Raw genomic sequence first — 22,875 nt, 5'->3', positions numbered from 1 at the left:
GCGGCCTCACGGCGGCGCGCGGCGCACGACAACCCGTGACCCGACTATCCGAATCCGAGGAGAACCGACCATGAGCGTTCCTTGTTCTTCGCTGCTGATCCGCCACCCGCTCGCGGTCATGAGCGGCCACCCCGGCGACGCCGCGCGGCTCGGCCGGCCCGACCTGCGCATCCGCGACGGCCGGATCGAGACGATCGCACCCGATCTCGCGCCGCTACCCGGCGAGCGCGTGATCGATGCGAGCCATTGCGTCGTCTATCCGGGCTGGATCAACACGCACCATCATCTGTTCCAGAACCTGCTGAAAGGCGTGCCGGCCGGCATCAACGCCGACCTGCAGGCATGGCTTGCCGCCGTCCCGTATCCGCGCGTCGCCCGCTTCACGCCGGAACTCGCGCGCATCGCCGCGCGGCTCGGCTTCGCGGAACTGCTGCTGTCCGGCGTGACGACCTGCGCCGATCATCATTACCTGTACCACGCGGGCGGCACGACCGAGACCGGCGACCTGCTGTTCGACGAAGCCGCCGCCTTCGGCATGCGCTTCGTGCTGTGCCGCGGCGGCGCATTGCAGGCGGCCGGCGATCATCCGGGGTTCGCCGGCACCGCGCTGCAGCCCGAGACGCTCGATCAGATGCTCGCGGATATCGAACGGCTGAAGGCGCGCTATCACGACGCGGGCGCGGCATCGATGCGCCGCGTGGTCGTCGCGCCGACGACGCCGACCTTCTCGCTGCCGCCGGACCTGCTGCCGGAAGTCGCGCGGGCGGCGCGCGGCATAGGTCTGCGGCTGCATTCGCACCTGTCCGAGACGACCCGCTACGTCGATTTCTGCCGCGAGCGCTACGGCAAGCTGCCCGTCGAATTCGTCGCCGAGCGCGAATGGCTCGGCCCGGACGTGTGGTTCGCGCACCTCGTTCATCTCGAGGCGAGCGAGATCGCGATGCTCGCGGAAACCGGCACCGGCTGCTCGCACTGCCCCGTCAGCAATGCACGGCTCGGCAGCGGCATCGCGCCCGCGCCGCGCATGGCGGCGACCGGCGTGCCGGTGTCGCTGGGCGTCGACGGCGTCGCGTCGAACGAATCGGGCAGCATGACGCACGAGGCGAATTTCGCGTGGCTCGTGCATCGCGCGGCGCACGGCGCGTCGGCCACCACGATCGAGGACGTGCTGCATTGGGGCACGCAAGGCGGCGCCCGCGTGCTCGGGCTGGATGCGGTCGGCACGCTCGGGGTCGGACAAGCCGCCGATCTCGTGCTGTACGACGTGAGCGGACCGCGCTTCAACGGTTTCCACGACCATGCGATCGCGCCGGTGGCGGCCGGCGAGCCCGCGCCGGTGAAGTACAACATCGTGAACGGTCGGATCGTGGTGGACAACGGCGAGATCCCGGGGCTCGACCTTGCCGCGTTGCGCCGTGCGGCCGTCGCCGCGGTGCGGCAGTTGCTCGACTGAGTGGAGGCCATCCGATGAATCCGCGCATCCGCATCGGCATCCTGACGCCGTCGTCGAACACCGCGCTCGAGCCGCTGACGAGCGCGATCGTCGCCGACCTGCCACACGTCAGCGTGCATTTCGCGCGCTTCACCGTGACCGAGATCGCGCTCAGCGCGGCCGCGCTCGACCAGTTCGACGCGGCGCACATCCTCGTCGCCGCGCGGCAGCTCGCCGACGCGCGCGTCGACGTGATCGGCTGGAGCGGCACGTCGGCCGGCTGGCTCGGCTTCGAGCGCGATGCCGCGCTGTGCCGCGGCATCGAAAAAGCGACCGGCATCCCGGCGACGACGTCGGTGCTCGCGCTGAACGAGTTGCTCGAGCGCACCGGCGTGCGGCGGCTCGGCCTCGTCACGCCGTATCTCGACGACGTGCAGCAACGGATCGTGCGTCAGTATGCGCAGCTCGGCATCGACTGCGTGGCCGAACGGCATCTCGGGCTGCGCGACAACGCCAGCTTCGCGGACGTGCCCGATACGCAGCTCGCGGCGTTGATGCGCAAGACGGCACAGGCGCGGCCGGATGCGGTGGCGACGTTCTGCACGAACCTGCATGCCGCGCATCTGGCCGGGCCGTTCGAACAGGCGACGGGCATCGCGGCTTACGACACGGTGTCGACGGTCGTGTGGAAGGCGTTGCGGATGGCCGGCGTCGATACGGGCGTGCTGGCGCGGTGGGGAAAGCTGTTCTCGATGAGTTGATGCGCATCGCCGCGGCCGCGAGTATGCTTGTGCTTCGCACGCTCTCCAACACGCGGCGGCACGGCGCAAGCGACACCGATGCCCCGCCAACCGCCACTCATCATCGATGGATTTCGACGTCATCGTTCTCGGCGCCGGCATCGTCGGCGTCTCCGCCGCGCTGCACCTGCAGGATCGCGGGCGCAAGGTTGCGCTCGTCGATCGCGGCGCGCCCGGCGAAGGCACGAGCTTCGGCAATGCCGGGCTGATCGAGCGCTCGTCGGTCGAACCGTACCCGTTCCCGCGCAGCCCGTTCACGCTGATGCGCTATGCGCTGAATCGCTCGACCGACCTCTACTGGCACAGCGCGTCGCTGCCCGCGTTCGCGCCGTGGCTCGCGCGGTTCTGGTGGGAATCGGCGCCGCTGCGTCACGCGGCGGCCTCGCGCGACATGCTGCCGCTGATCGAACGCTGCATCGTCGAACACGACGCGCTGATCGCCCGGGCCGGCGCCGGCGAACTGATTCGCGCGAACGGCTGGCTGGAAGCGTTCCGCACGCCGGCCGCATTCGAACGCGGCGTGGCCGAGGCCGGCCTCACCGCGCGCCGCCACGGGCTCGGCATCACGCCGCTCGACGCGGCCGCGCTGCTCGCGCATGAACCGAGCCTCGCGGCGGGCTTCTGCGGCGCGCTGCACTGGCTCGACCCGAAAAGCGTCGTCGATCCGTCCGCGCTCGTCAAAGCGTATGCGCAGCTGTTCGCGCAGGGCGGCGGCACGCTGCTGACGGGCGACGCCGCGAGCCTCGACGCGCTGTCACCCGGCTGGCAGGTGAAGACCGACGACGGCCCGGCGGCCGCGCCGGCCGTCGTCGTCGCGCTCGGCCCGTGGTCCGACACGGTGTTCGGCAAGTTCGGCTACAAGATTCCGCTGCGCGAGAAGCGCGGCTATCACATGCACTACGCGCCGTCCGCGCGCGGCGTGCCGTCGGCGCCGATCGTCGATCGCGAATACGGTTACGTGATCGCGCCGATGCGGCGCGGATTGCGGCTGACGACCGGCGTCGAGATCGCGCGGCGCGGGCTTCCGCCAACGGGCGTGCAGCTCGAACGCGCGGAACGCGTCGCGCGGCCGGTGTTCGGGTTCGGCGAGCGGCTCGACCCGCATCCGTGGCTCGGCTTCCGGCCGTGCACGCCCGACATGCGCCCGGTGATCGGCCCCGCGCCCGCGCATCGCGGGCTGTGGTTCGCGTTCGGCCACAACCATCACGGCCTGACGCTCGGCCCCGTCACCGGCCGCCTGCTCGCCGAGATGATGACCGGCGAGGCGCCGTTCACCGATCCGGCGCCGTATCGCGCGGATCGCTTCTGAGCAGGCGATCCCCCGACGCGCCGCCCCGAATGGCGTCGAATCCGGCGTCGTCAGCGAAAGCGCAGCTGATCTCGCCCGAGCTGCGCAACGGACGCGCAGCCCATCAGCCGCATGTCCCGTTCGATCTCCGCCCGCATCAGTTGCAACGCGCGCTCGACGCCGGGCTGCCCGGCGGCGGCGAGCGGGAACAGGTAATAGCGTCCCAGCCCGACGGCCTTCGCCCCCAACGCCAGCGCCTTCAGTACGTGCGAACCGCGCTGCACGCCGCCATCCATCATCACGTCGATCCGGTCGCCCACCGCGTCGACGATCTCGGCAAGCTGATCGAACGCCGCGCGCGAACCGTCCAGTTGCCGTCCGCCGTGGTTCGACAACACGATGCCGGTACAGCCGATGTCCACCGCCCGGCGGGCATCGTCGACCGACATCACGCCTTTCAGGCAAAACTGCCCGTTCCACTCCCGCACCATCGCGGCGACGTCGTCCCATGACATCGACGGATCCAGCATGTCCGTGAAGTAGCGGCTGATCGACATCGCGCCGCCGCCCATGTCGACATGCCGGTCGAGTTGCGGCAAACGGAACCGCTCGTGGGTAAGATAGTTGATGGCCCAGGCCGGCTTCAACGCGAACTCGGTCAGCCCCGCGAGAGTCAGCCGGAATGGAATCGAAAAACCGGTGCGCTTGTCACGCTCGCGATTGCCGCCGGTAATGCTGTCCACCGTCAGCATCATCACGTTCACGCCGGCTTCCCTCGAGCGGTTCATCATCTCGCGATTGAGGCCGCGATCCTTGTGAAAGTAGAACTGGTAGACCTGCGGGCCCTGGCTGATCGCACGCGCTTCTTCCAGGCTCACGGTGCCGAGCGACGACACGCCGAACATCGTGTCGAATTTCGCGGCCGCGGCGGCGACCGCGCGCTCGCCGTCATGATGAAACAGGCGTTGCAGCGCCGTCGGCGAACAATAGACCGGCATGCCGAGCTTCTGCCCCATGACCGTCACCGACAGGTCGACATCGCGCACGCCGCGCAACACGTTCGGCACCAGATCGCAGCGTTCGAACGCACGCGTGTTGCGTCGATACGTGGCTTCATCGTCGGCCGCACCGTCGATGTAGTTGAAGATCGGTCCCGGCAACCGCCGCCTGGCGAGTTCGCGGAAGTCGTGGAAATTGTGGCAATCGTTCACGCGCATTCGTCACACTCCATTCGGCGCGCGAGCGGCGTGCCGGTCGACCGGCGCGCGTCGCTCGCAGCGCAGCGTTCGTTCTGTCCCGACGGCCGGTGCGCTCGCACGGCGCGGACGCCGCATCGACACCCGGAAGGGTCCGCGTCGCGTGCGCCGTTTCCCGACATGCAGGAAATCGATTCGTGCGCTCAGTCGAGCGCGCGGCCGAAGATGCGGATCACTTCGTCGAGATGCTCGGCCATCGCGCGGCGCGCGGCGTCCGGGTCGCGCGCGCGGATCGCGTCGAGGATCGCGCGATGCTCGAGTTCGGACCGGTGCGGCATGTCGTTCGGCATGTACAGCGACTGCAGCCGCTGGAACATCAGGTCGTACTTGTGCGCGAGCAACTGCTTGATCATCAGCGCATACGCGGGGTTGTCGCTCGCTTCCGCGATGCGGATGTGGAACAGCCGGTCGCCCGGGTGCGTGAGCGAGCCGCTGCGGTTGTCGTCCTGGTTGCGCAGGAACGCTTCGTGAATCCCTTCGATCTGCGCGTCCGAGCCATGCTTCGCGGCCAGCGACGCGGCTTCCGGCTCGATCAGCCGGCGCGCCTGCAGCAGCGCGAACGGCGGGATTTCGGTATCGAGGTCGAGCGCGATGCCGAGTTCGGGATCGATCTCGACGATCGAGAACGGCGCGACCTTCGCGTCGGGCGCCGGCGCGGGTTCGGGCACGGCAGCCGCTTCCGGGTGGCGCACCTTCACGCCGTCGCCGACGCGCACGCTGACGAGCCCGTTCACTTCGAGCGCGATCAGTGCCTCGCGCACCGACGTGCGCGACACGCCGAAGCGTTCGGCCAGTTCGCGCTCGGGCGGCAGATAGCTGCCCGGCGGGAAATCGCCGGACTCGATCATCGCGCTGAGCTTGTCGGCGATCTGCTGGTAGAGGCGGCGGTTCTGAATCGGCTGGATGGACATACGTTGACGCTGGTAATCGGTTTCGTTCCGGACGGTCTGACGAATCGGCAGACCGCTCGCGCCTATTTTATATGCCGCGCTTCATGTCGCCCGGCACCGCGTAGCAACGCGCGGCCGTGCCGCCCCACAACGCGTCGCGCTCGGCCGCCGACAGCCGCGATTCGGCCCAGCGCTCGACGAGCGACGCCACTTCGTCATACGACGCCGCGAGCAGGCACACGGGCCAGTCCGAGCCGAACATCAGCCGCTGCGGGCCGAACGCGTCGAGCGCCGCGTCGAGGCACTGTTCGACATGCCGGATATCCTGTCCGCGCAGACCGCGCCGCCAGTCGGCCTCGGTCACGAGCCCCGACAGCTTGCACACGACGTGCGGCAGCGCGCCCAGCTCGCGCAGCGCCGCACGCCAGCGCGGAAATGCCGTGTCGTCGCGCTCGAACGCGGCGAGCGCCGGCTTGCCGCAATGATCGAGCACGAGCCAGTGCGCGTCGTGCCGCGCGCAGAACGCACGCACGTCCGGCAACTGGCGCTCGAACACGAGCACGTCGTACACGTAACCGTTCGCCTGCAGCCACGCGACGCCGCGATTGAAGCCGGGATCGGCGACGAACGCGCCGACGTCGGCTTCGTCCTGCACCTGGTGACGAAAGCCGCGCAGCTTCGGGCTGCGCCACTCGGCGACACGGTCGGCCAGCGCCGGCGCGCCGAGATCCTCCCAGCCGACCACCGCCGCGATGCGTGCGTCGTCGCGCGCGAGGTCGAGCAGGAATGCCGTCTCGTCGCGCCCGGCGCGCGCCTGCACCGCGATCGACGCGCCGAGCGCCTGCGCATGCATCTGCGGCCACAGCGCGTCGGGCAGGTAGTCGCGCGCGAGCACGCCCATGCCGGGGCCGATCCACGGATAGTCGGCCGCGCGATAACGCCAGAAGTGCTGATGCGAATCGATACGCACTGCGCCCATGATGCCCTCGTGTTCAATCGCCGCGGCGGCGACGGCCCGCATCGTCGCCACCATTCGCCACGTTCAGTCGTACAACACCGCCGTGATCTTCGGATCGTCGATATTGGTCTTGTCGTACCAGTAGAACCCGGTATCGATGACCTTCGGCAGCTTCTCGCCCTTGATCGCCTTCACGGCCGCCTCGACGGTCTTGTAGCCGATCCCGATCGGGTTCTGCGTGATCGCGCCGGCCATCAGCCCGCTGCGGATCGCGTCCTTCTGCTGCTTGCCGGAATCGTAGCCGATGATCACGACCTTGCGCTTCATCTCGCGCACGCCGTTGACCACGCCGATCGCCGAGCCTTCGTTGGTGCCGAACAGCCCCTTGAGCTTCGGATACGCCTGCAGGATCGACTTCGTCACCTCGGTCGACTTCAGCTGGTCGCCCTCGCCGTACTGCACGGTCACGACCTGTACCTTCGGATGCGCGGACTTCATCCGTTCGAGGAAGCCGTCGCGGCGGTCGATGCCGGTGCGGCTCGTCTGGTCGTGCGCGACCACGGCCACCTCGCCTTCGTCGCCGATCAGCGCGGCGAGCTTGTCGGCGGCGAGCGCGGCGGCCGCCTTGTTGTTGGTCGCGGCCGTCGTCACCGGAATGTCGCTGTCCACGCCCGAGTCGAACGCGATCACCGGAATCTTCTCGGCCTGCGCCTTCTTCAGGAGCGGCAGCGCGGCCTTGCTGTCGAGCGCCGCGAAGCCGAGCGCGGCCGGTTTCTTCGCGATCGCGGCCGACAGCATGTCGATCTGCTTGTCGACCATCGCCTCGGTTTCCGGCCCTTCGAACGTCACCTTCACCTTGTAGTCCTTCGCCGCCTGCATCGCGCCCGATTTCACGGCCTGCCAGAACTGATGCTGGAAGCCTTTCGAGATCAGCGGGATGTAGGTTTCCTGCGCCTGCGCGCCGGCCGTGACGCCGACGGCGAACGTCAGCCCGACGATCGCGTTCAACACCTTGCTCCTGATCACTTCGCGTCTCCTTGGTTGGTATCGACTGAAATGCCGGCCCGGCCGGCGGTGAAGCCCGTTCGTGCTTGCGCCCGTACCTGCGTCAGCGGCGCCGCCGGCGCAGGATGTCCACGTAGACGGCGAGGATGATGATCACGCCCGTCACGACCGTCTGCCATTCCTGCGCGACCGACATGATGCGCAGGCCGTTGGTCAGCACGCTCATGATGAACGCGCCGATGATGGTGCCGACGATGCTGCCCGCGCCGCCCGACAGCGACGTGCCGCCGATCACGACGGCCGCGATCGCATCGAGCTCGTAGCCCTGCCCGAGCGCCGGCTGCGCGGAGTTCAGCCGCGACGCGATCAGCAGGCCGGCGATCCCGCACACCGCGCCGCTGAACGTGTAGACGGCGATCTTCCACGCGTCGACGTTCACGCCGGACAGCCTGAGCGCCTCCTCGTTGCTGCCGAGCGCGAACGTGTAGCGGCCGAAGATGGTGCGGTTCAGCACGATCGACGCGCCGATCGCGACGAGGAACAGGATCAGCACCGCGTTCGGGATCGGCAGCGCGGGAATCAGGTTGCCGATCAGCGAATCCTGCGCGATCGACGTGAAGCCCGGCGTGTCGTTGAAGTAGATCGGCCGCGTGCCGGAGATCACGAGCGACAACCCCTTGAGCAGCATCATCATGCCGAGCGTCGCGATGAACGGCGGCACCTTCATCTTCGCGATCACGATGCCCGACACGCAGCCCGACAGCGCGCCGAAGCCCAGCGCCGCCAGAATCCCGAGCGGCAGCGGCATGCCCCATTTCGTCAGCACGACGCCGGCCATCACCGCGCAGAACGTCATCAGCGTGCCGACCGACAGGTCGATGCCGGACGTGATGATCACGTACGTACAGGCGACGGCCAGCACGCCGTTCACGGCGGTGGCCTGCAGGATCGACACGAGGTTGTCGACTTCGAGGAAGTTCGACGACGCGAAGCTGAAGAACACGATCAGCAGCACGAGGCTCGCGAACGCGAGCAGCTTCTGCCGCGCGGCCGGGTTGAAGAAGCGCGATTTCAGGCTCGCTGCGGCGGCCGGCGTGTCGCCGGTGGCCAGGGACGGAACGGGATGCGTATCGTTGGACATGATCGGGTAGGCGTCTGAGCGTCTGATTCAGGACAATACGGTCGACTCGCGCTGCGTCGCGAGCTGCATGATCTTTTCCTGCGTGGCGTCGGCCGCGCGCAATTCGCCGGTCACGCGGCCTTCGCACATCACGAGGATCCGGTGGCTCATGCGCAGCACCTCGGGCAGCTCCGACGAGATCATCACGATCGCCTTGCCGTCGGCGGCCAGCGCGTCGAGCAGCTTGTAGATCTCGCTTTTCGCGCCGACGTCGATGCCGCGCGTCGGTTCGTCGAAGAACAGGATGTCGCAGTCGCGCAGCAGCCACTTCGCGATCACGATCTTCTGCTGGTTGCCGCCCGACAAGAGCCGCGCGGGCTGCGCGACCGACGGCGTGCGGATCGCGAGCTGGCGCACGTACGACTGCGCGGCCTCGCGCATCCCGCGCGCATCGAGGAACATGCCGCGGCGCACGAAGCGGCGCATGCTCGACAGCGCGATGTTGTTCTGCACGTCCATCCCGACCGCGAGCCCGAAGTGCTTGCGATCCTCGGACAGGTAGCCGATGCCGAACTTCACCGCGTCGGCCGGCGTGCGGATCGTCACGGCCCTGCCGTGCACGCGGATCTCGCCCGCATCGACCGGATCCGCGCCGAACACCGCGCGCGCGACCTCGGTGCGGCCCGCGCCCATCAGCCCGGCGAAGCCGAGGATCTCGCCGCGCCGCAGCGTGAAGCCGACGTCGCGGATCGCGCGGCCGCGCGACAGCCCGCGCACTTCGAGCGCGATCTCGTTCGCGGACGTATCGGGCGGCGTGCGGGTTTGCGCATCGAGCTGGCGGCCGACCATCATCGAGATGATCGTGTCCATCGACGTGTCCGCCATCGGCACGGTCGCGACGTACTTGCCGTCGCGCATCACGGTCACGCGATCGGCGATCTGGCGCAGCTCGTCCATCTTGTGCGAGATGTAGATGATGCCCACGCCGTTCGCGCGCAGGTCGCGGATGATGCGGAACAGCTCGGCGATCTCCGCGTTGTTCAGCGCGGCGGTCGGCTCGTCCATGATCAGCACGCGCGAGTCGAACGACAGCGCCTTCGCGATCTCGACCATCTGCTGCTTCGCGACCGTCAGCCGGCCGACCGGCGTGCGCGGATCGAGATCGAGCCGCATCCGCCGGAAGATCGCGGCAGCGTCCCGGTTCAGCCTGTCTTCGTCGACGAACACGCCGAAGCGGCCGCGCGGCTCGCGGCCGATGAAGATGTTCTGTGCGACGCTCAGGTGATTCATCAGGTTCAGTTCCTGATGGATGATGCCGATGCCGAGCGCCTGCGCGGCACGCGGGTCGGCGATCTCCACCGGGCGGCCGTCCATCCGGATCTCGCCCGCGTCGCGCTGGTAGACGCCCGCGAGTATCTTCATCAGTGTCGACTTGCCGGCGCCGTTCTCGCCCATCAGCGCATGCACTTCACCCGCATGCAGGTCGAAACGGCAATCGTCGAGCGCCTGCACGCCCGGAAAGCGCTTGCCGATGCCGGTCAGCGCGATCAGCGGCGGCGGGGTGTTCGGGGTCGGGTCGGGTTGCATGGAACGCGGCCCTCAACTGATCGCACGATCGAGATGCGTGTAGCCACCATCGACGAACAGCCACTGGCCCGTCGTGTGCGATGCGCGATCCGACAGCAGGAACACGGCCGTATCGGCGATCTCGTCGGCCGTCGTGAAGCGCCGGCCGAGCGGCACCTTGCCGGCAATTTCCGCGACTTTCGCCTCCGGATCGTCGAAACCGGCGATCCAGTTCTGGTAGAGCGGCGTCATCACCTCGGCGGGAATCACCGCGTTCACGCGCACGCCGTCATCGCGCAACGCGACCGCCCATTCACGTGTCAGCGCGAGCTGCGCGCCCTTCGACGCACAATAGCCGCTCGTGTTGCCCTGCCCGGTCACGGCCGTCTTCGACGAAATGTTGACGATCGCGCCGCGCGCCGCCTTCAGGTGCGGCACGCAGTAGTGCGCCATCACGTAGTAATGGATCAGGTTGCGTTCGAGCGACGCGACGAACGCATCGCGTCCGGCGTCGAGCCCGATGCTGTCGTTGATGCCCGCATTGTTCACGAGGCCGTCGATACGGCCGAAGCGCGCGACGGTCTGCGCGACGGCATCGCGGCACTGCGCATCGTCCTGCAGTTCGACGCTCACGCACGCAGCGCGCGGCTGATGCTGCGCGAGTTCGCGCCAGAAGGCGTCGTCGGGCGCGTGGCGCGCGAACACCACCGGTATCGCGCCCTCGCCGGCCAGCCGCATCGAGACCGCGGCGCCGATGCCCGACGCGCCGCCGGTCACGATCACGACCTTGTCTTGCAGATTCAAATCCACTTCGCGTCTCCGTCGTTCATGTTGTCGCCGCGCACGACGCGCGCGGCGCGCCGTCGCGCGTCGCCCCGCGTCAGCCGCGGAACCGGTATTGCTCCAGCGATTCGGGCTTCATCTCGATCGAGAAACCGGGCGCCGTCGGCGGCATGTACGCCGCGCCGCGCACCACGCACGGTTCGACGAAATGCTCGTGCAGGTGGTCGACGTACTCGGTCACGCGCCCTTCCTTCGTGCCGGAAATGCACACGTAATCGATCATCGACAGGTGCTGCACGTACTCGCACAGCCCGACGCCGCCCGCATGCGGGCACACCGGCAGCCCGTACTTCGCGGCCATCAGCATCACCGCGAGAATCTCGTTCACGCCGCCGAGCCGGCACGCGTCGATCTGCACGACGTCGATCGCGCCGCGCGCGATGAACTGCTTGAACAGCACGCGGTTCTGGCACATCTCGCCGGTCGCGACCTGCACCGGCGCGATCGCCTTGCGGATCTTGCGATGCCCTTCGACGTCGTCGGGGCTCGTCGGCTCCTCGATGAACCACGGCCGCGCGAACGCGAGCTCGCGCACCCAGTCGATCGCCTCGTCGACCTCCCACACCTGGTTCGCGTCGATCATCAGCTTGCGGTCGGGGCCGATCACCTCGCGCGCGATCGTCACGCGGCGGATGTCGTCCTCGAGGTTCCCGCCGACTTTCAGCTTCACGTGGTCGAAGCCTTCTTCCACCGCCTCGCGGCACAGCCGGCGCAGCTTGTCGTCGCTGTAGCCGAGCCAGCCGGCCGACGTCGTGTAGCACGGGTAGCCGTCGCGCTCGAGCGCGGCGATCCGCGCGGCCTTGCCGGGCGCCTGCCGGCGCAGCAGCTCGAGCGCTTCGTCCGGGCTCAGGCAGTCGGTCAGGTAGCGGAAGTCGATCGCCCGCACCAGCTCCTCCGGACTCATGTCGGCGACGAGCCGCCACAGCGGCTTGCCGACGGCCTTCGCCCACAAATCCCACACCGCATTGACGACGGCGCCCGTCGCCAGGTGGATCGCGCCCTTGTCGGGGCCGATCCAGCGCAACTGGCTGTCCGACGTGACGTGCCGCCAGAAACGGCCCATGTCCTCGCGGATCCAGTCGAGGTCCAGGCCGACGACGAGGTGACGCATCGCGTCGATCGCCGCACAGCAGATTTCGTTGCCGCGCCCGATGGTGAACGTGAGCCCGTGACCTTCGAGCCCGTCGTGGTCGGTTTCGAGCACGACGTAGGCCGCCGAATAATCGGGGGCCGGATTCATCGCGTCGGAGCCGTCGAGCTGGCGCGAGGTCGGAAAGCGCACGTCGAGGACGCGCATCGATCGAATGATAGGCATGACGAACCGTCCGTTAAAGGGAATCAGGCCTGCACGGTGCGCTGGCGTTGCTCGCCGAGCCCGTCGATGCCGAGCGTGATCACTTGTCCGGCGCGCAGGTAGACGGGCGGCTTCTGCCCGAGGCCGACGCCCGGCGGCGTGCCGGTCGAGATCACGTCGCCCGGCTGCAAGCTCATGAAGCGGCTCAGGTAGCTGATCAGGTGCGGCACGCGGAACACCATCGTCGCGGTCGAGCCGTTCTGGTAGCGGTGGCCGTCCACGTCCAGCCACAGCCGCAGCGCGTGCGGATCGGGCACTTCGTCGGCCGTCACGAGCCAGGGCCCGAGCGGGCCGAACGTGTCGTTGCCCTTGCCCTTGTCCCACGTGCCGCCGCGTTCGAGCTGATATTCGCGCTCCGACACGTCGTTCACGACGCAGTAACCGGCGACGTGCGACAGCGCATCGGCTTCGTCGATATAGCGGCCGCCCTGGCCGATCACCACGCCGAGCTCGACTTCCCAGTCGGTCTTCTCGGAGCCGCGCGGGATTTCGACGTCGTCGTTCGGGCCGGAGATCGCGCTCGTCCACTTGCCGAACACGACGGGCTCCTTCGGCACCTCCATCCCCGATTCGGCCGCGTGATCCGAGTAGTTGAGCCCGATGCAGATGAACTTGCCGACGCGGCCGACGCACGCGCCGAGCCGCGGCGTGCCTTCGACGAGCGGCAGCGACGACGGCGGGATGTCACGCAGCCGCGCGAGCGACGCGGGCGTCAGCGCGTCGCCGGCGATGTCGTCGATCACGCCGGACAGATCGCGAATGTGGCCCTGCGCATCCAGCAGGCCCGGTTTTTCATGGTGTTTGTCGCCAAATCTCAGCAGTTTCATATCGTCGTCCGAACGGAAACGGAAAGTGAATGGAAAGGGGCGGTCAGTTTGACGCGGTCAGTTTGACCAGCCGCCGTCGATCAGGTGAATCGTGCCGGTGGTGAACGACGCTTCGTCGGACGCCAGGTACAGCGCGAGCGCGGCCACTTCGTCCGCGGTGCCGATGCGGCCGATCGGCTGCCGCGCGACGAACGCCTGGCGCACCTCGTCGGTCGACACGTGGCGCGTGCGCGCCTGGTCGGCGATCCGCTGCTCGAGCGACGGCGATTCGATCGTGCCCGGGCAGATCGCGTTGCAGCGGATGCCCCGCTCGACGAAATCGGCGGCCACCGCCTTGGTCAGCCCGATCACCGCCGCCTTGGTGGTGCCGTACACGAAGCGGTTCGGTACGCCCTTCACGCTCGACGCGGCCGACGCCATGTTGACGATCGACGCGCCGCCGGCTTCGAGCATCGCGGGCAGCAGCGCGCGGATCAGCCGGTACATCGACGTGACGTTCAGGTTCAGCGAGAACGCCCACGCGTCGTCGTCGCAGTCGAGGATCGAGCCGTGGTGCACGTAGCCCGCGCAGTTGAACAGCACGTCGAATGCGCGTTCGCTCGCGGCGAGCGCGGCCACCTCGTTCGCGTCGGTGACGTCGAGCCGCCGCGTGACCAGCCGTCCGCCCGCGCGCTCGGCGTCGGCTTCGAGCCGCACCAGCGCGGCTTCGTTGATGTCGGTCGCCAGCACGTCGGCGCCCTCGCGCGCGAACCGCAGCGCGGTCGCACGGCCGATGCCCTGCCCGGCCGCCGTCACCAGCGCGCGTTTGCCCTGCAATCTCATGAGCACTCTCCGAAAAAGCCGGCCGCCAGTCGGCCGATTGGCACAAAGGACTAAAGGTCCAACCAATCATAGGAACGGATCCCGCGTTTGTCACGAAATCGGAATTCAGTATTTACCCGGGGCTGGCGAACCCGTCCGGCGGATAAGGATTCGGCGTGAGAGCGGCGTCGAGGCTTTGCTTGGGCGATCCGCGCAAAGCCAATACGGGCGGGCCTTTGCGCCGATTCTTCGGCGCCGTTCGGCACGGCGAACGGCGCAACCTGACAAAAAAGTCATGTTCGCGTCAGGGTGTCAACGGGTGGCGCACGCCATCATGGCGTTGCCGGACCGCGCTTCCGGTACATCGCCTCCCCGCCCGCGCAGGATCCCTGCGGGCACCTCCGTCCTCCGGCGATGTATCCCGTGACTGGGCGAGCAGACACGGCGCGCGGGCCGATTTTCCGCCCCGGACGTCCCCGTCCGGGGCTTTTTGTCCTTGGTTTTTCAAGAAAATAAGCGTGGATTGTTTCTAAATCGGCAAAAGGTAATTTGAGCCAGACAGGATGTTTTTTCCGGTCACAGACGCTTACATTTAGCGCACCACTCATGGAAACCCCTACGGATTCCCCCTTGGGTAGTGACACCCCACTGCCATGGCCGAACCCGCACGGGCTTTAGGAAACGGCAAAATGAAGGCCTCCAAATCCCTGCCTGCGCTCGATCCCGCCGACGTCCACGTCGAAATCCTCGAACGTTCCGATACGCTGCTCGTCGTCCGCTGGGTCGAACCCGGCCGCTGTCACTACGGCGAACAGCGCTGGCGCCGCCGCTTCGCGCAGCGCACCGGCACCTGCGCGCTGTCGCGCCAGGTCATCCATCGCGGCGACGAAGTGTTCCGCCCGGCCGAGCGCCCGGCCCCCGCGAACGCCGCCGCCATGATCTCCGCCGCCGAAGTGCTCGCGCTGGCCGGCAGCAGGTAACACCTGCCGGCCGCGCGCCGGGCTCGCGGCGCCACGCGCCAGCCCTAGAAGCGCCGGTCTAGTTCCCCCGCTTGTCTGCTCCGTCCGCCCGCACTATCGTTACACCACTCAATGTAACGATTACGTGCCGCGGCCGACCGGCTGCGCCGATGGAGGCAGACATGCATGCATGGAGCGCGCGCCACGTCCCGGCGCAAGGCGGCAAGATCGCGGTCGTGACCGGCGCCAACAGCGGTCTCGGCTGGCAGCTCGCGGAAACGCTGGCCGCGAAAGGCGCGACGGTCGTGATGGGCTGCCGCGACGCCGCACGCGGCGCGCAGGCGGCCGACGCAATCCGCCGGCTTCATCCTCATGCCCGCGTCGAAGTCGATCCGCTCGACCTCGCCGATCTCGCGTCGATCGCCCGCTTCGCCGCCGACGTCGGCGAACGCCACGGCCGCGTCGACATCCTCTGCAACAACGCCGGTGTGATGTTCCTGCCGCTGCGGCACACGCGCGACGGCTTCGAGATGCAATTCGGCACCAACCACCTCGGCCATTTCGCGCTGACCGGCCAGTTGCTGCCGGCGCTACGCGCCGCGCGCCGGGCGCGCGTCGTCACGATGTCGAGCGGCTTCAACCGCGGCGGCCGGATTCGTGTCGACGACCTGCGCGCCACGCAGCGCTACAACCGTTATCTCGCCTACTGCGACAGCAAGCTCGCGAACCTCGTGTTCGCGATCGAGTTGCAGCGCCGTTTCGAGCGCGCGGCGTTCGCCGGCATCAGCGTCGCCGCACACCCCGGCTACGCGGCGACCAACCTGCAGTTCGCGGGCCCGGCGATGGACAGTTCCCCGGCCCGCGCCGCGCTGATGCGTGCCGCGAACCGTTATCTCGCGCAGCCGGCCGACCAGGGCGCGCTGCCCGCGATCCATGCGGCAACGTCGCCCGATCTGGCGGGCGGCGCGTACATCGGCCCGTCCGGCTGGTTCGAGTCGCGCGGGCTGCCGGCGCCGGCGAGCGTACCGCGCGCGGCACGCAACGTGGCGTCGGCGGCATTGCTGTGGGAGGCCTCGGAAGCCGCCACGGGCGTGCGCTTCCTCAGCGCCGGGGCGCCCGCCGCACGCGCGCCGGGCCGGCCGTTCGATGCGGCGGCCGAAGCACGCTGAACCGCCCGCGCGCGATCTCGATATTCTTCATACTTATTACGGCAACCGAAAAGAAAGCCCGTTGAAAGACTGATTCGACGCTCCACTGTTACCAGACAGGAAACAATCTATCGTCAAAATCAGCGTTTACCCTGAACCGCCCGGTGACTAAGATTTGATCAATCGCTCAAGACATGGTGTCGAGAGCGAACTCAATAAAACACCGGAGGTCACCATGAAATCGCTCGTTTCCGCAGTCGTTGCCGCTGCCGCCCTGTCCGCTTCGTTCGGCGCATTCGCCCAAAGCACCGTGACGCGCGCTCAAGTGCGCAACGAACTGGTCCAGCTCGAAAAGGCCGGCTACAAGCCGGGTCTGTCGAGCCCGTACTACCCGAACGACATCCAGAGCGCCGAAGCGCGCGTTCATGGCGCCGACACCAGCGGCTACGGCGGGCAACCGGCTCCGCTCGTCCACTCGGGCGCACCGGCTGCCGCGTCGTCGAACGCACGCGACTCGATCTTCTTCGGCCAGTAAGCCGACGCGCCCCCGGCGGGCGCCGCGCGTCGCGCGCTGAAGTCAAGCAGTCCGGACGAGCCCCCTTCGCGGGGCTCGTCTTTTTTGTGAAACGCATACCTCCGCCGCCCGGCAGCGGGTGGCTTCGCCCGGACGCCTGGCGTCCGGGTGCTTTTTCCCGAACAGGTGTGCGAGAAGGCGCCGTGCGTGTCGGTCAGCGCGCCGCGGCCGCAGCCCCGGCCGGCGCCGATCGCGACAGCACGCGCCACCGCGACAGCAACTCGTCGCGATCGACGTAACAGCCCTGCAAGTGCCGGCGGCCCGTCGACGGGTCGAACTCGGTGCGCGCGTGCAGCACGCGCCGGTTGTCGAACGCCCACATGTCGCCTGCCCGCAACCGGCGCTGCACGCGAAAACGCGGCTCGCGCGCCAGCGCGAGGAACCGCCGATACGCACGATAGACGGCCGACACCGCGCCGGCCGGCGCATCGAGCGGGCCGCGCAGGAAATTCGCGACACGCACCTCCGTCACATGACCGCGCGCATCGAGCCCGATCACCGGCGCCGAACAGCGGTAGTCGCTGTTCGCGCTCTTGTTCCAGAACTCGAACGGCGTCGATGCGAGCCGCTCGAAATCGTCCGGATGTTCGCGCCGCAACGCATCCGCGAGCGCGAAGCCATCGAGGAAGATGCTGTCGCCGCCCGTCGCGTCGTTCGCGAGACAGTGCAGGAACTGCACGCCCGGCTGCAATTCGCGCGTCGGCAGATCGGTGTGCGGCGGAAGATTCAGCGACGTATACGCATTGCTGTCCGGGCGCGGCTTCGATTCGACGTCGAACAGCACGCCGAAATTGCTTTCGCGGATCAGGCCGACGCGGCGCGCGATCTCGTCGACACGGCCGCGCTCGGCCGGCACGCCTTCGACGAGCGTCAACCCCGTGCGCTGCAACGCGCCGAGCCATGCCAGCAACGCGCGGTCGTCCTCCATCACGTCGCGCCACGCGAACACGCCGATCGCCGTCGCATCGTCGCCGGTCCATACGTGCCGCCGATGCGCGGCCAGACGCTCCGCGCGCGATGCGTCGTCGTACGCATGCGCACGCAACCAGCCCGGCGACCACGCACTGCGGTGCCCGTCGTTCCATTCCACATGCAGCGCGCCATCGGTTTCGACGTGCGCGGTGAGCGCGGACAGATCCTCGCGCGCATCGGCGATCTCGAATACCTGTTCGCGCGTGATCGCGTGCACGCACGCGGAACACGCGCAGTTGTCGCGCAGCCAGTCGAAATGGAACGGCGAGCGTCGCGCGTCGCTCCACTCGACGTCCACCGCGCCATCGCCGATCGTCGCCGCCGCGATGGCCGCGTCGGCCGAAAACGTCCGCCAGTCCTCGATACGGTGTTGCACCGCTGCCTGCATCGTTGCCTCCCCGAAAACGCCCGCTACGCGTGTGGTGCGAGCAAGAACCCGCCGACCATCCGGTGCATCCGTGCGGCCTGCGGGCTCGTTCCGAGCGCGCGCCAGCAGCCATGCACCAGCCCCTCTCCCATCCAGCCGTGCGCGACCCCGCCGGCCGCGCGAATCCGCTCGACGTACACGCGCGCATCGTCGCGCAGCGGATCGTGCTCGGCGCCGATCGCGAGCACCGGCGGCAAGCCGTCGAAGCGTGTGGCTTCGAGCGGCACCGACGCGCGCAGCAGCGGGTCATCGTTCAGCAGCACGGCCGACAGGTCGCCGTTCCAGTACAGCGCGCGGTAGCGATGCACGTCGTCGAGCGTCAGCATCGGCGCGTGCGCTTCCGTTTCGCGCGCGGGCGATTGCGGTTCGAAACCGAGCATCGGATAGACGAGCGCGATGCCGTCCACGTTGCGTTCGCCCGCATCGCGCAGCGCGGTCGCCACCGCCGCCGCGAGCATCCCGCCCGCGCTGTCGCCCGCGAGCGTCAGCGGATGCGCGCACGGCCCGAACGGCCAGCGCGCATCGCGTGCGGCGCGCGTGACTTCCATGCAATCGTCGAGCGCGGCCGGCGCGCGGTGTTCGGGCGCCAGCCGATAGTCGACGGCGATCACGTCGAGGCCAGTATCGGCCGCCAGTTGCGCGGTGATCAGCGCATGACTGTCGAGCGAGCCGACGACGAAACCGCCGCCATGAAAAAACAACACCGTGCCGCGTGGCGTGCCGTGCGCGGACGTATAGCGCCGCAGCGCGATCGGGCGGCCGTCCGGCGCGTGCCACACGGCGTCCCGCCGCACGATGCCGGCCGGCAGCGCGGCCGGCGTCCATTCGGCCGCGAAGCGGTCGTAGAGGCGGCGCTGCTCGTCGGGCGAGCGCGCCGCCGCATCGGCCGGATACCACGCGTCGACGGCCGCGACGAACGCCGCGATTTCCGGTTCGAGCATCGTGTGCGCTCCGCGATCGAGGATGACGATGGAAAAGATGACGCGCGTTGCTAGCGCCGCGGCGGCAACCCGATCACGCGGCCCGCATAAGCAGGCGCCGCGCAATCGCGCTGCAATGCGTGCAGTTCGGCCACGCGCGCGGCCACGTCGTCGTCGAACGGCGCCGACTTCGCACCGCCGCGCGTATCGACGTGCAGCAGCATCTGCTCGCTCGCCGATACCGCGTCGTCATGCCCGTCGGCGAAGAGTTCGAGATACAGATGCAGCCGCTTCGCGTCGTGCGCCAGCACGCGCGCATCGACGCGCACCGGCGTGCCTTCCTTGATCTCGTGCAGGTAGTTCACATGCGCTTCGAGCGTATAGACCGAGCGGCCCCGCTCGCGACGCGCGGCGTCGTTAAGGCCGATGCGATCCAGCAGCGCATCGGTCGCGAAGCTGAAGATCAGCAGATAGAACGCATCGCGCAGGTGGCCGTTGTAGTCGACCCATTCGGGCCGCACCACGTCGCGGTAAATCGTCAGCGGGATATCGCCCGTCATCGTCTAGTCCTCGAATCGCATCCCGTGCCGCGCCTTCACCGCGGCGATCGATTTCAGCACCTCGGTGATGCACTCGTCGCGATAGCGTTCGAGCTCCTTGATGCTGCGCGTGCCCTGCTGTTCGGTCGTGCCTTCGACGACGCTGTCGATCAGCGCGTCGGTCAACGTCGGCGCGACCAGCTTCGTCCACGGCAGTTCGAGCGCGGGGCCGAATTGCTGCATGAAGTGTCGCATGCCCGCGTCGCCGCCGGCCAGCGTGTAGGTGAGGAACGTGCCCATGAACGACCAGCGGATGCCCGCGCCGAAGCGGATCGCATCGTCGATCTCGCCGGTGGTCGCGACGCCTTCGTTGACGAGATGCAGCGCCTCGCGCCACAACGCTTCGAGCAAACGATCCGCGATGAAGCCCGGCACTTCCTTGCGCACGTGCAGCGGCCGCATGCCGAGCTTGCGATAGATCTCCATCGCGCCTTCGACCGCTTCCGGCGACGTGCGCGCGCCGCCGAGCACCTCGACGAGCGGCAGCAGGTACACGGGGTTGAACGGGTGGCCGACCACGCAGCGCTCCGGATGCGTCGCCCGCGCGTAGAAATCGGTCGGCAGCAGCCCCGACGTCGACGACGCGATGATCGCGTCGGGCTTCGCCGCGCGGCTGATCTGCTCGTGCAGTTCGAGCTTCAGCGCTTCGCGCTCGGGCGCGCTTTCCTGGATGAAATCCGCATCGGCGACGCACGCCTCGATCGTCGACACGAACCGCAACCGCGCGGGATCGGCGCCCGGTGCGAGGCCGACGCGTTCGAGCGCGGGCCACGCGTTCGCGACGTTCGCGCGCAGCCGCGCTTCGGCGCCCGGCGCCGGGTCCCACACGACCACGTCGAGACCGTGCGCGAGCGCGCGGGAAATCCATCCGCTGCCGATCACGCCGGTGCCGATGGCGGCAAACGTCTTGATGTCGGTCTTCACAGCCATGTCAACGCATCCTTCAAATCAGGGGAAATCGGGGGGCGGCCGCGCGGGGACGCACGCCGCCATGTCATGTCATGTCAGTCGGCGAGACGGTGAAACGGCTCACGCGAATTCGGCAACCGCACGGCGTTCGAGCAGTCGCTCGCCGCGCGCCGGCAGGCCGAGCTTGCGGCGGCCCTCGGCCGGCGTCAGCACGCGGCCGCCGAGGCGTTCGACGATCTCGCGGGCGCGTTCGACGAGCGTGCCGTTGGTCGCATGCACGCCGCGGTCGAGCCAGATGTTGTCTTCGAGGCCCACGCGCACGTGGCCGCCGAGCAGCATCGCCTGCGCGACCATCGGCATCTGCATGCGGCCGATCCCGAAGCCGGCCCAGTGCGCGCCCGGCGGCAGGTTGTCGACCATCGCCTTCATCGTGCCCGTGTCGGCCGGCGCGCCCCACGGAATGCCGAGGCACAGCTGGAACAGCGGCGGATCGTCGAGCAGCCCTTCCTTCAGCAGTTGCTTCGCGAACCACAGATGGCCCGTATCGAAGATCTCCAGTTCCGGCTTCACGCCGAGTTCCTGGATGCGTTTCGCGCCGGCGCGCAACTGCGCGGGCGTCGACACGTAGATGTAGTCGCCGTCGCCGAAATTCAGCGTGCCGCAGTCGAGCGTGCAGATCTCGGGCAGCAGCTCCTCGACGTGCGCCAGGCGCGTGAGGCCGCCGACCAGGTCGGTCCCCTTGCCGAAGCGCATCGGGTCCTCGCCCGGGCCGATCTCGAGATCGCCGCCCATCCCGGCCGTCAGGTTGATGATCACGTCGACGTCGGCCGAGCGGATGCGGTCGACCACCTCGCGATACAGGTTCGGGTCGCGGCTGCCGCGCCCCGTCTGCGGATCGCGCACGTGGCAGTGGGCGACCGTCGCGCCGGCCTTCGCGGCTTCGATCGCGGCGGCCGCGATCTCCTTCGGCGTGACCGGAATCGCCGGATGCTTGCCGACCGTATCGCCCGCGCCCGTGACGGCGCAGGTGATGATGACTTCGTGGTTCATGCTGGATGCCTCGCTTGATTCGGGTTGTGTCGCATTGCAGATAGCGCGTGGGCGCCGGCCGTTACAGGCCGAGATACGCCTTCACGGCAGGCAGGCCGTCCTTGCCGTCGAACGTCTTGACGCCCGCGAGCCACGGATCGAGCACCTGCGGGTTCTTCTTCAGGTACGCCTTCGCGGCCTCGGCCGGCTTGGTCTTGTTCATCACCGACTGCATCAGCTGGTTCTCGAGCTCCGTCGAGAAGCGCAGGTTCGTCACGAGCTTGCCCGCGTTCGGGCAACGCGCGATGAAGTCGGGCGCGGTCAGCGTGTACACGCGCGCTTCGCCGTAGTTCGGGCCGAACGCCGCGTCGCCGCCGGACAGGTAGTTCATGCTGAGCTGGATGTTCATCGGATGCGGCTCCCAGCCGAGGAACACGACCCACTTCTTCTCGCGGATCGCGCGCTCGACCGTCACCAGCATCCCGGCCTCGCTCGATTCGACGAGCTTGAAGCCGCCGAGCCCGTACTGGTTCGTGTCGATCATCTTCTGGATCGTCGCGTTCGCGCTGCTGCCCGGCTCGATCCCGTAGATCTTGCCGTCGAGCTCCGCACGATGCTTCGCGATGTCGTCGAAGGTCTTCAGGCCGGCCTGGTATTCATAGCTCGGGACCGCGAGCGTCGCCTTCGCGCCGGACAGGTTCGGCGGTTCGACGACGTTGATCGACTTGCTGTCGAGGAACGGTTGCAGCTGCTTCTGCTGCACGGGCCACCAGTAGCCGAGCGACACGTCGAGCTGCTTGCTCTTGAGGCCGGCAAACGAGATCGGCACCGACGCGATCGTCGTGGTCGGCTTGTAGCCGAGCGCCTCGAACACGGTCGACGCGAGCGCGGTGGTCGACGTGATGTCGGTCCAGCCGATATCCGCGAAACGCACGGTGCGGCAGGTCGCGGCCTCCGTCTCGGCAAGCGCGGCGTTCGTGAACGCGCCGGTCGCCAGCACGGCCGCGGCGAGCGCGGCGATCTTCGTCGACTTCATGGTTCGATTCCTCCCGGTTGGTCTCGCGGCAGCCGGTGCGCGGAGTGTGCGCCGGCCTGCATCGTGGGAGTAAAAGTAACGAGCCATATTCGCCGCGAGAAGACCGGCGGCGACCTGTTCTTGCCTGTTTGCGACTATGAGTGGAAACCACTAGCTTGCGCT

The 22,875-nt window shown here is 68.3% G+C and carries 22 protein-coding genes; 6 read left to right on the top strand and 16 right to left on the bottom strand.

The window, feature by feature from the left end; genetic code table 11:
• Nucleotides 1–70: 70 nt before the first annotated feature.
• The 3 genes from H0X95_RS15700 to H0X95_RS15690 all read left to right on the top strand — a co-directional run bounded on the left by H0X95_RS15700 (nucleotide 71) and on the right by H0X95_RS15690 (nucleotide 3,541).
• Complete coding sequence (locus tag H0X95_RS15700; RefSeq protein ID WP_080331900.1) at nucleotides 71–1,453, top strand: amidohydrolase family protein; 1,383 nt, start codon at nucleotides 71–73, stop codon at nucleotides 1,451–1,453.
• A gap of 14 nt (nucleotides 1,454–1,467) precedes the next feature.
• Nucleotides 1,468–2,193: a maleate cis-trans isomerase family protein gene (locus H0X95_RS15695; RefSeq protein WP_058903435.1), complete on the top strand. Its 726-nt coding sequence runs from the start codon at nucleotides 1,468–1,470 to the stop codon at nucleotides 2,191–2,193.
• A gap of 106 nt (nucleotides 2,194–2,299) precedes the next feature.
• Nucleotides 2,300–3,541, top strand: coding sequence for an NAD(P)/FAD-dependent oxidoreductase (locus tag H0X95_RS15690; protein ID WP_006484725.1), 1,242 nt, complete (start codon nucleotides 2,300–2,302; stop codon nucleotides 3,539–3,541).
• Nucleotides 3,542–3,591: 50 nt separating this feature from the next.
• Here the strand turns inward: H0X95_RS15690 and H0X95_RS15685 are convergent, their stop codons facing one another.
• The 10 genes from H0X95_RS15685 to H0X95_RS15640 all read right to left on the bottom strand — a co-directional run bounded on the left by H0X95_RS15685 (nucleotide 3,592) and on the right by H0X95_RS15640 (nucleotide 14,161).
• The gene (locus H0X95_RS15685) at nucleotides 3,592–4,737 is read right to left on the bottom strand and encodes an alpha-hydroxy acid oxidase (RefSeq protein WP_059721857.1); all 1,146 of its coding nucleotides are present in this window, start codon (nucleotides 4,735–4,737) and stop codon (nucleotides 3,592–3,594) included.
• 182 nt (nucleotides 4,738–4,919) lie between these two features.
• Nucleotides 4,920–5,687: a FadR/GntR family transcriptional regulator gene (locus H0X95_RS15680; RefSeq protein WP_006484716.1), complete on the bottom strand. Its 768-nt coding sequence runs from the start codon at nucleotides 5,685–5,687 to the stop codon at nucleotides 4,920–4,922.
• A gap of 67 nt (nucleotides 5,688–5,754) precedes the next feature.
• Nucleotides 5,755–6,645, bottom strand: a complete 891-nt coding sequence (locus tag H0X95_RS15675) for an amidohydrolase family protein (RefSeq protein WP_012493519.1) — start codon at nucleotides 6,643–6,645, stop codon at nucleotides 5,755–5,757.
• A 63-nt stretch (nucleotides 6,646–6,708) separates the two neighbouring features.
• Nucleotides 6,709–7,650 carry an ABC transporter substrate-binding protein gene (locus tag H0X95_RS15670; protein WP_006484743.1) on the bottom strand — a complete coding sequence of 314 codons (942 nt, stop codon included), beginning with the start codon at nucleotides 7,648–7,650 and terminating at the stop codon, nucleotides 6,709–6,711.
• 82 nt (nucleotides 7,651–7,732) lie between these two features.
• Nucleotides 7,733–8,770, bottom strand: a complete 1,038-nt coding sequence (locus H0X95_RS15665) for an ABC transporter permease (RefSeq protein WP_006484738.1) — start codon at nucleotides 8,768–8,770, stop codon at nucleotides 7,733–7,735.
• 27 nt (nucleotides 8,771–8,797) lie between these two features.
• Nucleotides 8,798–10,336 carry a sugar ABC transporter ATP-binding protein gene (locus tag H0X95_RS15660; RefSeq protein WP_059721854.1) on the bottom strand — a complete coding sequence of 513 codons (1,539 nt, stop codon included), beginning with the start codon at nucleotides 10,334–10,336 and terminating at the stop codon, nucleotides 8,798–8,800.
• 12 nt (nucleotides 10,337–10,348) lie between these two features.
• Nucleotides 10,349–11,125 (bottom strand): SDR family oxidoreductase, encoded by a 777-nt coding sequence (locus tag H0X95_RS15655; protein ID WP_059721852.1) that lies wholly within the window; start codon nucleotides 11,123–11,125, stop codon nucleotides 10,349–10,351.
• 70 nt (nucleotides 11,126–11,195) lie between these two features.
• Nucleotides 11,196–12,473: an L-fuconate dehydratase gene (locus tag H0X95_RS15650; protein ID WP_080331901.1), complete on the bottom strand. Its 1,278-nt coding sequence runs from the start codon at nucleotides 12,471–12,473 to the stop codon at nucleotides 11,196–11,198.
• A gap of 23 nt (nucleotides 12,474–12,496) precedes the next feature.
• Nucleotides 12,497–13,339 (bottom strand): ureidoglycolate lyase, encoded by an 843-nt coding sequence (locus tag H0X95_RS15645; RefSeq protein ID WP_006484749.1) that lies wholly within the window; start codon nucleotides 13,337–13,339, stop codon nucleotides 12,497–12,499.
• Nucleotides 13,340–13,396: 57 nt separating this feature from the next.
• Nucleotides 13,397–14,161 carry an SDR family oxidoreductase gene (locus tag H0X95_RS15640; RefSeq protein ID WP_006484753.1) on the bottom strand — a complete coding sequence of 255 codons (765 nt, stop codon included), beginning with the start codon at nucleotides 14,159–14,161 and terminating at the stop codon, nucleotides 13,397–13,399.
• Between the two features lie 668 nt (nucleotides 14,162–14,829).
• Here H0X95_RS15640 and H0X95_RS15635 point away from each other — a divergent pair.
• From H0X95_RS15635 to H0X95_RS15625, 3 genes are all read left to right on the top strand, one after another.
• A complete protein-coding gene (locus H0X95_RS15635) occupies nucleotides 14,830–15,120 on the top strand; it encodes a DUF3331 domain-containing protein (protein WP_006484717.1) in 291 nt (96 codons plus the stop codon).
• A 161-nt stretch (nucleotides 15,121–15,281) separates the two neighbouring features.
• The gene (locus H0X95_RS15630) at nucleotides 15,282–16,268 is read left to right on the top strand and encodes an oxidoreductase (protein ID WP_006484712.1); all 987 of its coding nucleotides are present in this window, start codon (nucleotides 15,282–15,284) and stop codon (nucleotides 16,266–16,268) included.
• A gap of 214 nt (nucleotides 16,269–16,482) precedes the next feature.
• Nucleotides 16,483–16,782, top strand: a complete 300-nt coding sequence (locus H0X95_RS15625; RefSeq protein ID WP_196446105.1) for a DUF4148 domain-containing protein — start codon at nucleotides 16,483–16,485, stop codon at nucleotides 16,780–16,782.
• 193 nt (nucleotides 16,783–16,975) lie between these two features.
• On the opposite strand, the gene H0X95_RS15620 is transcribed toward H0X95_RS15625, so the two are convergent.
• The 6 genes from H0X95_RS15620 to H0X95_RS15595 form a co-directional block, all read right to left on the bottom strand.
• A complete protein-coding gene (locus H0X95_RS15620) occupies nucleotides 16,976–18,181 on the bottom strand; it encodes a TauD/TfdA family dioxygenase (protein WP_196446104.1) in 1,206 nt (401 codons plus the stop codon).
• A 23-nt stretch (nucleotides 18,182–18,204) separates the two neighbouring features.
• Nucleotides 18,205–19,161, bottom strand: coding sequence for an alpha/beta hydrolase (locus tag H0X95_RS15615; RefSeq protein ID WP_006484746.1), 957 nt, complete (start codon nucleotides 19,159–19,161; stop codon nucleotides 18,205–18,207).
• Nucleotides 19,162–19,211: 50 nt separating this feature from the next.
• A complete protein-coding gene (locus H0X95_RS15610; RefSeq protein WP_080331903.1) occupies nucleotides 19,212–19,700 on the bottom strand; it encodes a thioesterase family protein in 489 nt (162 codons plus the stop codon).
• A 3-nt stretch (nucleotides 19,701–19,703) separates the two neighbouring features.
• The gene (locus H0X95_RS15605; protein WP_006484739.1) at nucleotides 19,704–20,669 is read right to left on the bottom strand and encodes an L-carnitine dehydrogenase; all 966 of its coding nucleotides are present in this window, start codon (nucleotides 20,667–20,669) and stop codon (nucleotides 19,704–19,706) included.
• 99 nt (nucleotides 20,670–20,768) lie between these two features.
• Complete coding sequence (locus tag H0X95_RS15600) at nucleotides 20,769–21,698, bottom strand: 3-keto-5-aminohexanoate cleavage protein (RefSeq protein WP_006484708.1); 930 nt, start codon at nucleotides 21,696–21,698, stop codon at nucleotides 20,769–20,771.
• Nucleotides 21,699–21,759: 61 nt separating this feature from the next.
• Complete coding sequence (locus tag H0X95_RS15595) at nucleotides 21,760–22,713, bottom strand: choline ABC transporter substrate-binding protein (protein ID WP_196446103.1); 954 nt, start codon at nucleotides 22,711–22,713, stop codon at nucleotides 21,760–21,762.
• Nucleotides 22,714–22,875 lie beyond the last annotated feature (162 nt).

This window comes from Burkholderia sp. 9779_493, assembly GCF_015712215.1.
Lineage (GTDB): Bacteria > Pseudomonadota > Gammaproteobacteria > Burkholderiales > Burkholderiaceae > Burkholderia > Burkholderia cenocepacia.
This window is presented reverse-complemented; position numbering and strand designations above follow the sequence as displayed.

Excerpts from the sequence above, each read along its gene's own strand:
- H0X95_RS15675 (WP_012493519.1), bottom strand. The coding sequence starts at position 6,645 with ATGGGCGCAGTGCGTATCGATTCGCATCAGCACTTCTGGCGTTATCGC.
- H0X95_RS15665 (WP_006484738.1), bottom strand. The coding sequence starts at position 8,770 with ATGTCCAACGATACGCATCCCGTTCCGTCCCTGGCCACCGGCGACACG.
- H0X95_RS15635 (WP_006484717.1), top strand. The coding sequence starts at position 14,830 with ATGAAGGCCTCCAAATCCCTGCCTGCGCTCGATCCCGCCGACGTCCAC.
- H0X95_RS15680 (WP_006484716.1), bottom strand. The coding sequence starts at position 5,687 with ATGTCCATCCAGCCGATTCAGAACCGCCGCCTCTACCAGCAGATCGCC.
- H0X95_RS15695 (WP_058903435.1), top strand. The coding sequence starts at position 1,468 with ATGAATCCGCGCATCCGCATCGGCATCCTGACGCCGTCGTCGAACACC.
- H0X95_RS15595 (WP_196446103.1), bottom strand. The coding sequence starts at position 22,713 with ATGAAGTCGACGAAGATCGCCGCGCTCGCCGCGGCCGTGCTGGCGACC.
- H0X95_RS15650 (WP_080331901.1), bottom strand. The coding sequence starts at position 12,473 with ATGCCTATCATTCGATCGATGCGCGTCCTCGACGTGCGCTTTCCGACC.
- H0X95_RS15700 (WP_080331900.1), top strand. The coding sequence starts at position 71 with ATGAGCGTTCCTTGTTCTTCGCTGCTGATCCGCCACCCGCTCGCGGTC.
- H0X95_RS15640 (WP_006484753.1), bottom strand. The coding sequence starts at position 14,161 with ATGAGATTGCAGGGCAAACGCGCGCTGGTGACGGCGGCCGGGCAGGGC.
- H0X95_RS15625 (WP_196446105.1), top strand. The coding sequence starts at position 16,483 with ATGAAATCGCTCGTTTCCGCAGTCGTTGCCGCTGCCGCCCTGTCCGCT.
- H0X95_RS15690 (WP_006484725.1), top strand. The coding sequence starts at position 2,300 with ATGGATTTCGACGTCATCGTTCTCGGCGCCGGCATCGTCGGCGTCTCC.
- H0X95_RS15605 (WP_006484739.1), bottom strand. The coding sequence starts at position 20,669 with ATGGCTGTGAAGACCGACATCAAGACGTTTGCCGCCATCGGCACCGGC.
- H0X95_RS15615 (WP_006484746.1), bottom strand. The coding sequence starts at position 19,161 with ATGCTCGAACCGGAAATCGCGGCGTTCGTCGCGGCCGTCGACGCGTGG.
- H0X95_RS15620 (WP_196446104.1), bottom strand. The coding sequence starts at position 18,181 with ATGCAGGCAGCGGTGCAACACCGTATCGAGGACTGGCGGACGTTTTCG.
- H0X95_RS15660 (WP_059721854.1), bottom strand. The coding sequence starts at position 10,336 with ATGCAACCCGACCCGACCCCGAACACCCCGCCGCCGCTGATCGCGCTG.
- H0X95_RS15685 (WP_059721857.1), bottom strand. The coding sequence starts at position 4,737 with ATGCGCGTGAACGATTGCCACAATTTCCACGACTTCCGCGAACTCGCC.
- H0X95_RS15610 (WP_080331903.1), bottom strand. The coding sequence starts at position 19,700 with ATGACGGGCGATATCCCGCTGACGATTTACCGCGACGTGGTGCGGCCC.
- H0X95_RS15645 (WP_006484749.1), bottom strand. The coding sequence starts at position 13,339 with ATGAAACTGCTGAGATTTGGCGACAAACACCATGAAAAACCGGGCCTG.
- H0X95_RS15600 (WP_006484708.1), bottom strand. The coding sequence starts at position 21,698 with ATGAACCACGAAGTCATCATCACCTGCGCCGTCACGGGCGCGGGCGAT.
- H0X95_RS15630 (WP_006484712.1), top strand. The coding sequence starts at position 15,282 with ATGCATGCATGGAGCGCGCGCCACGTCCCGGCGCAAGGCGGCAAGATC.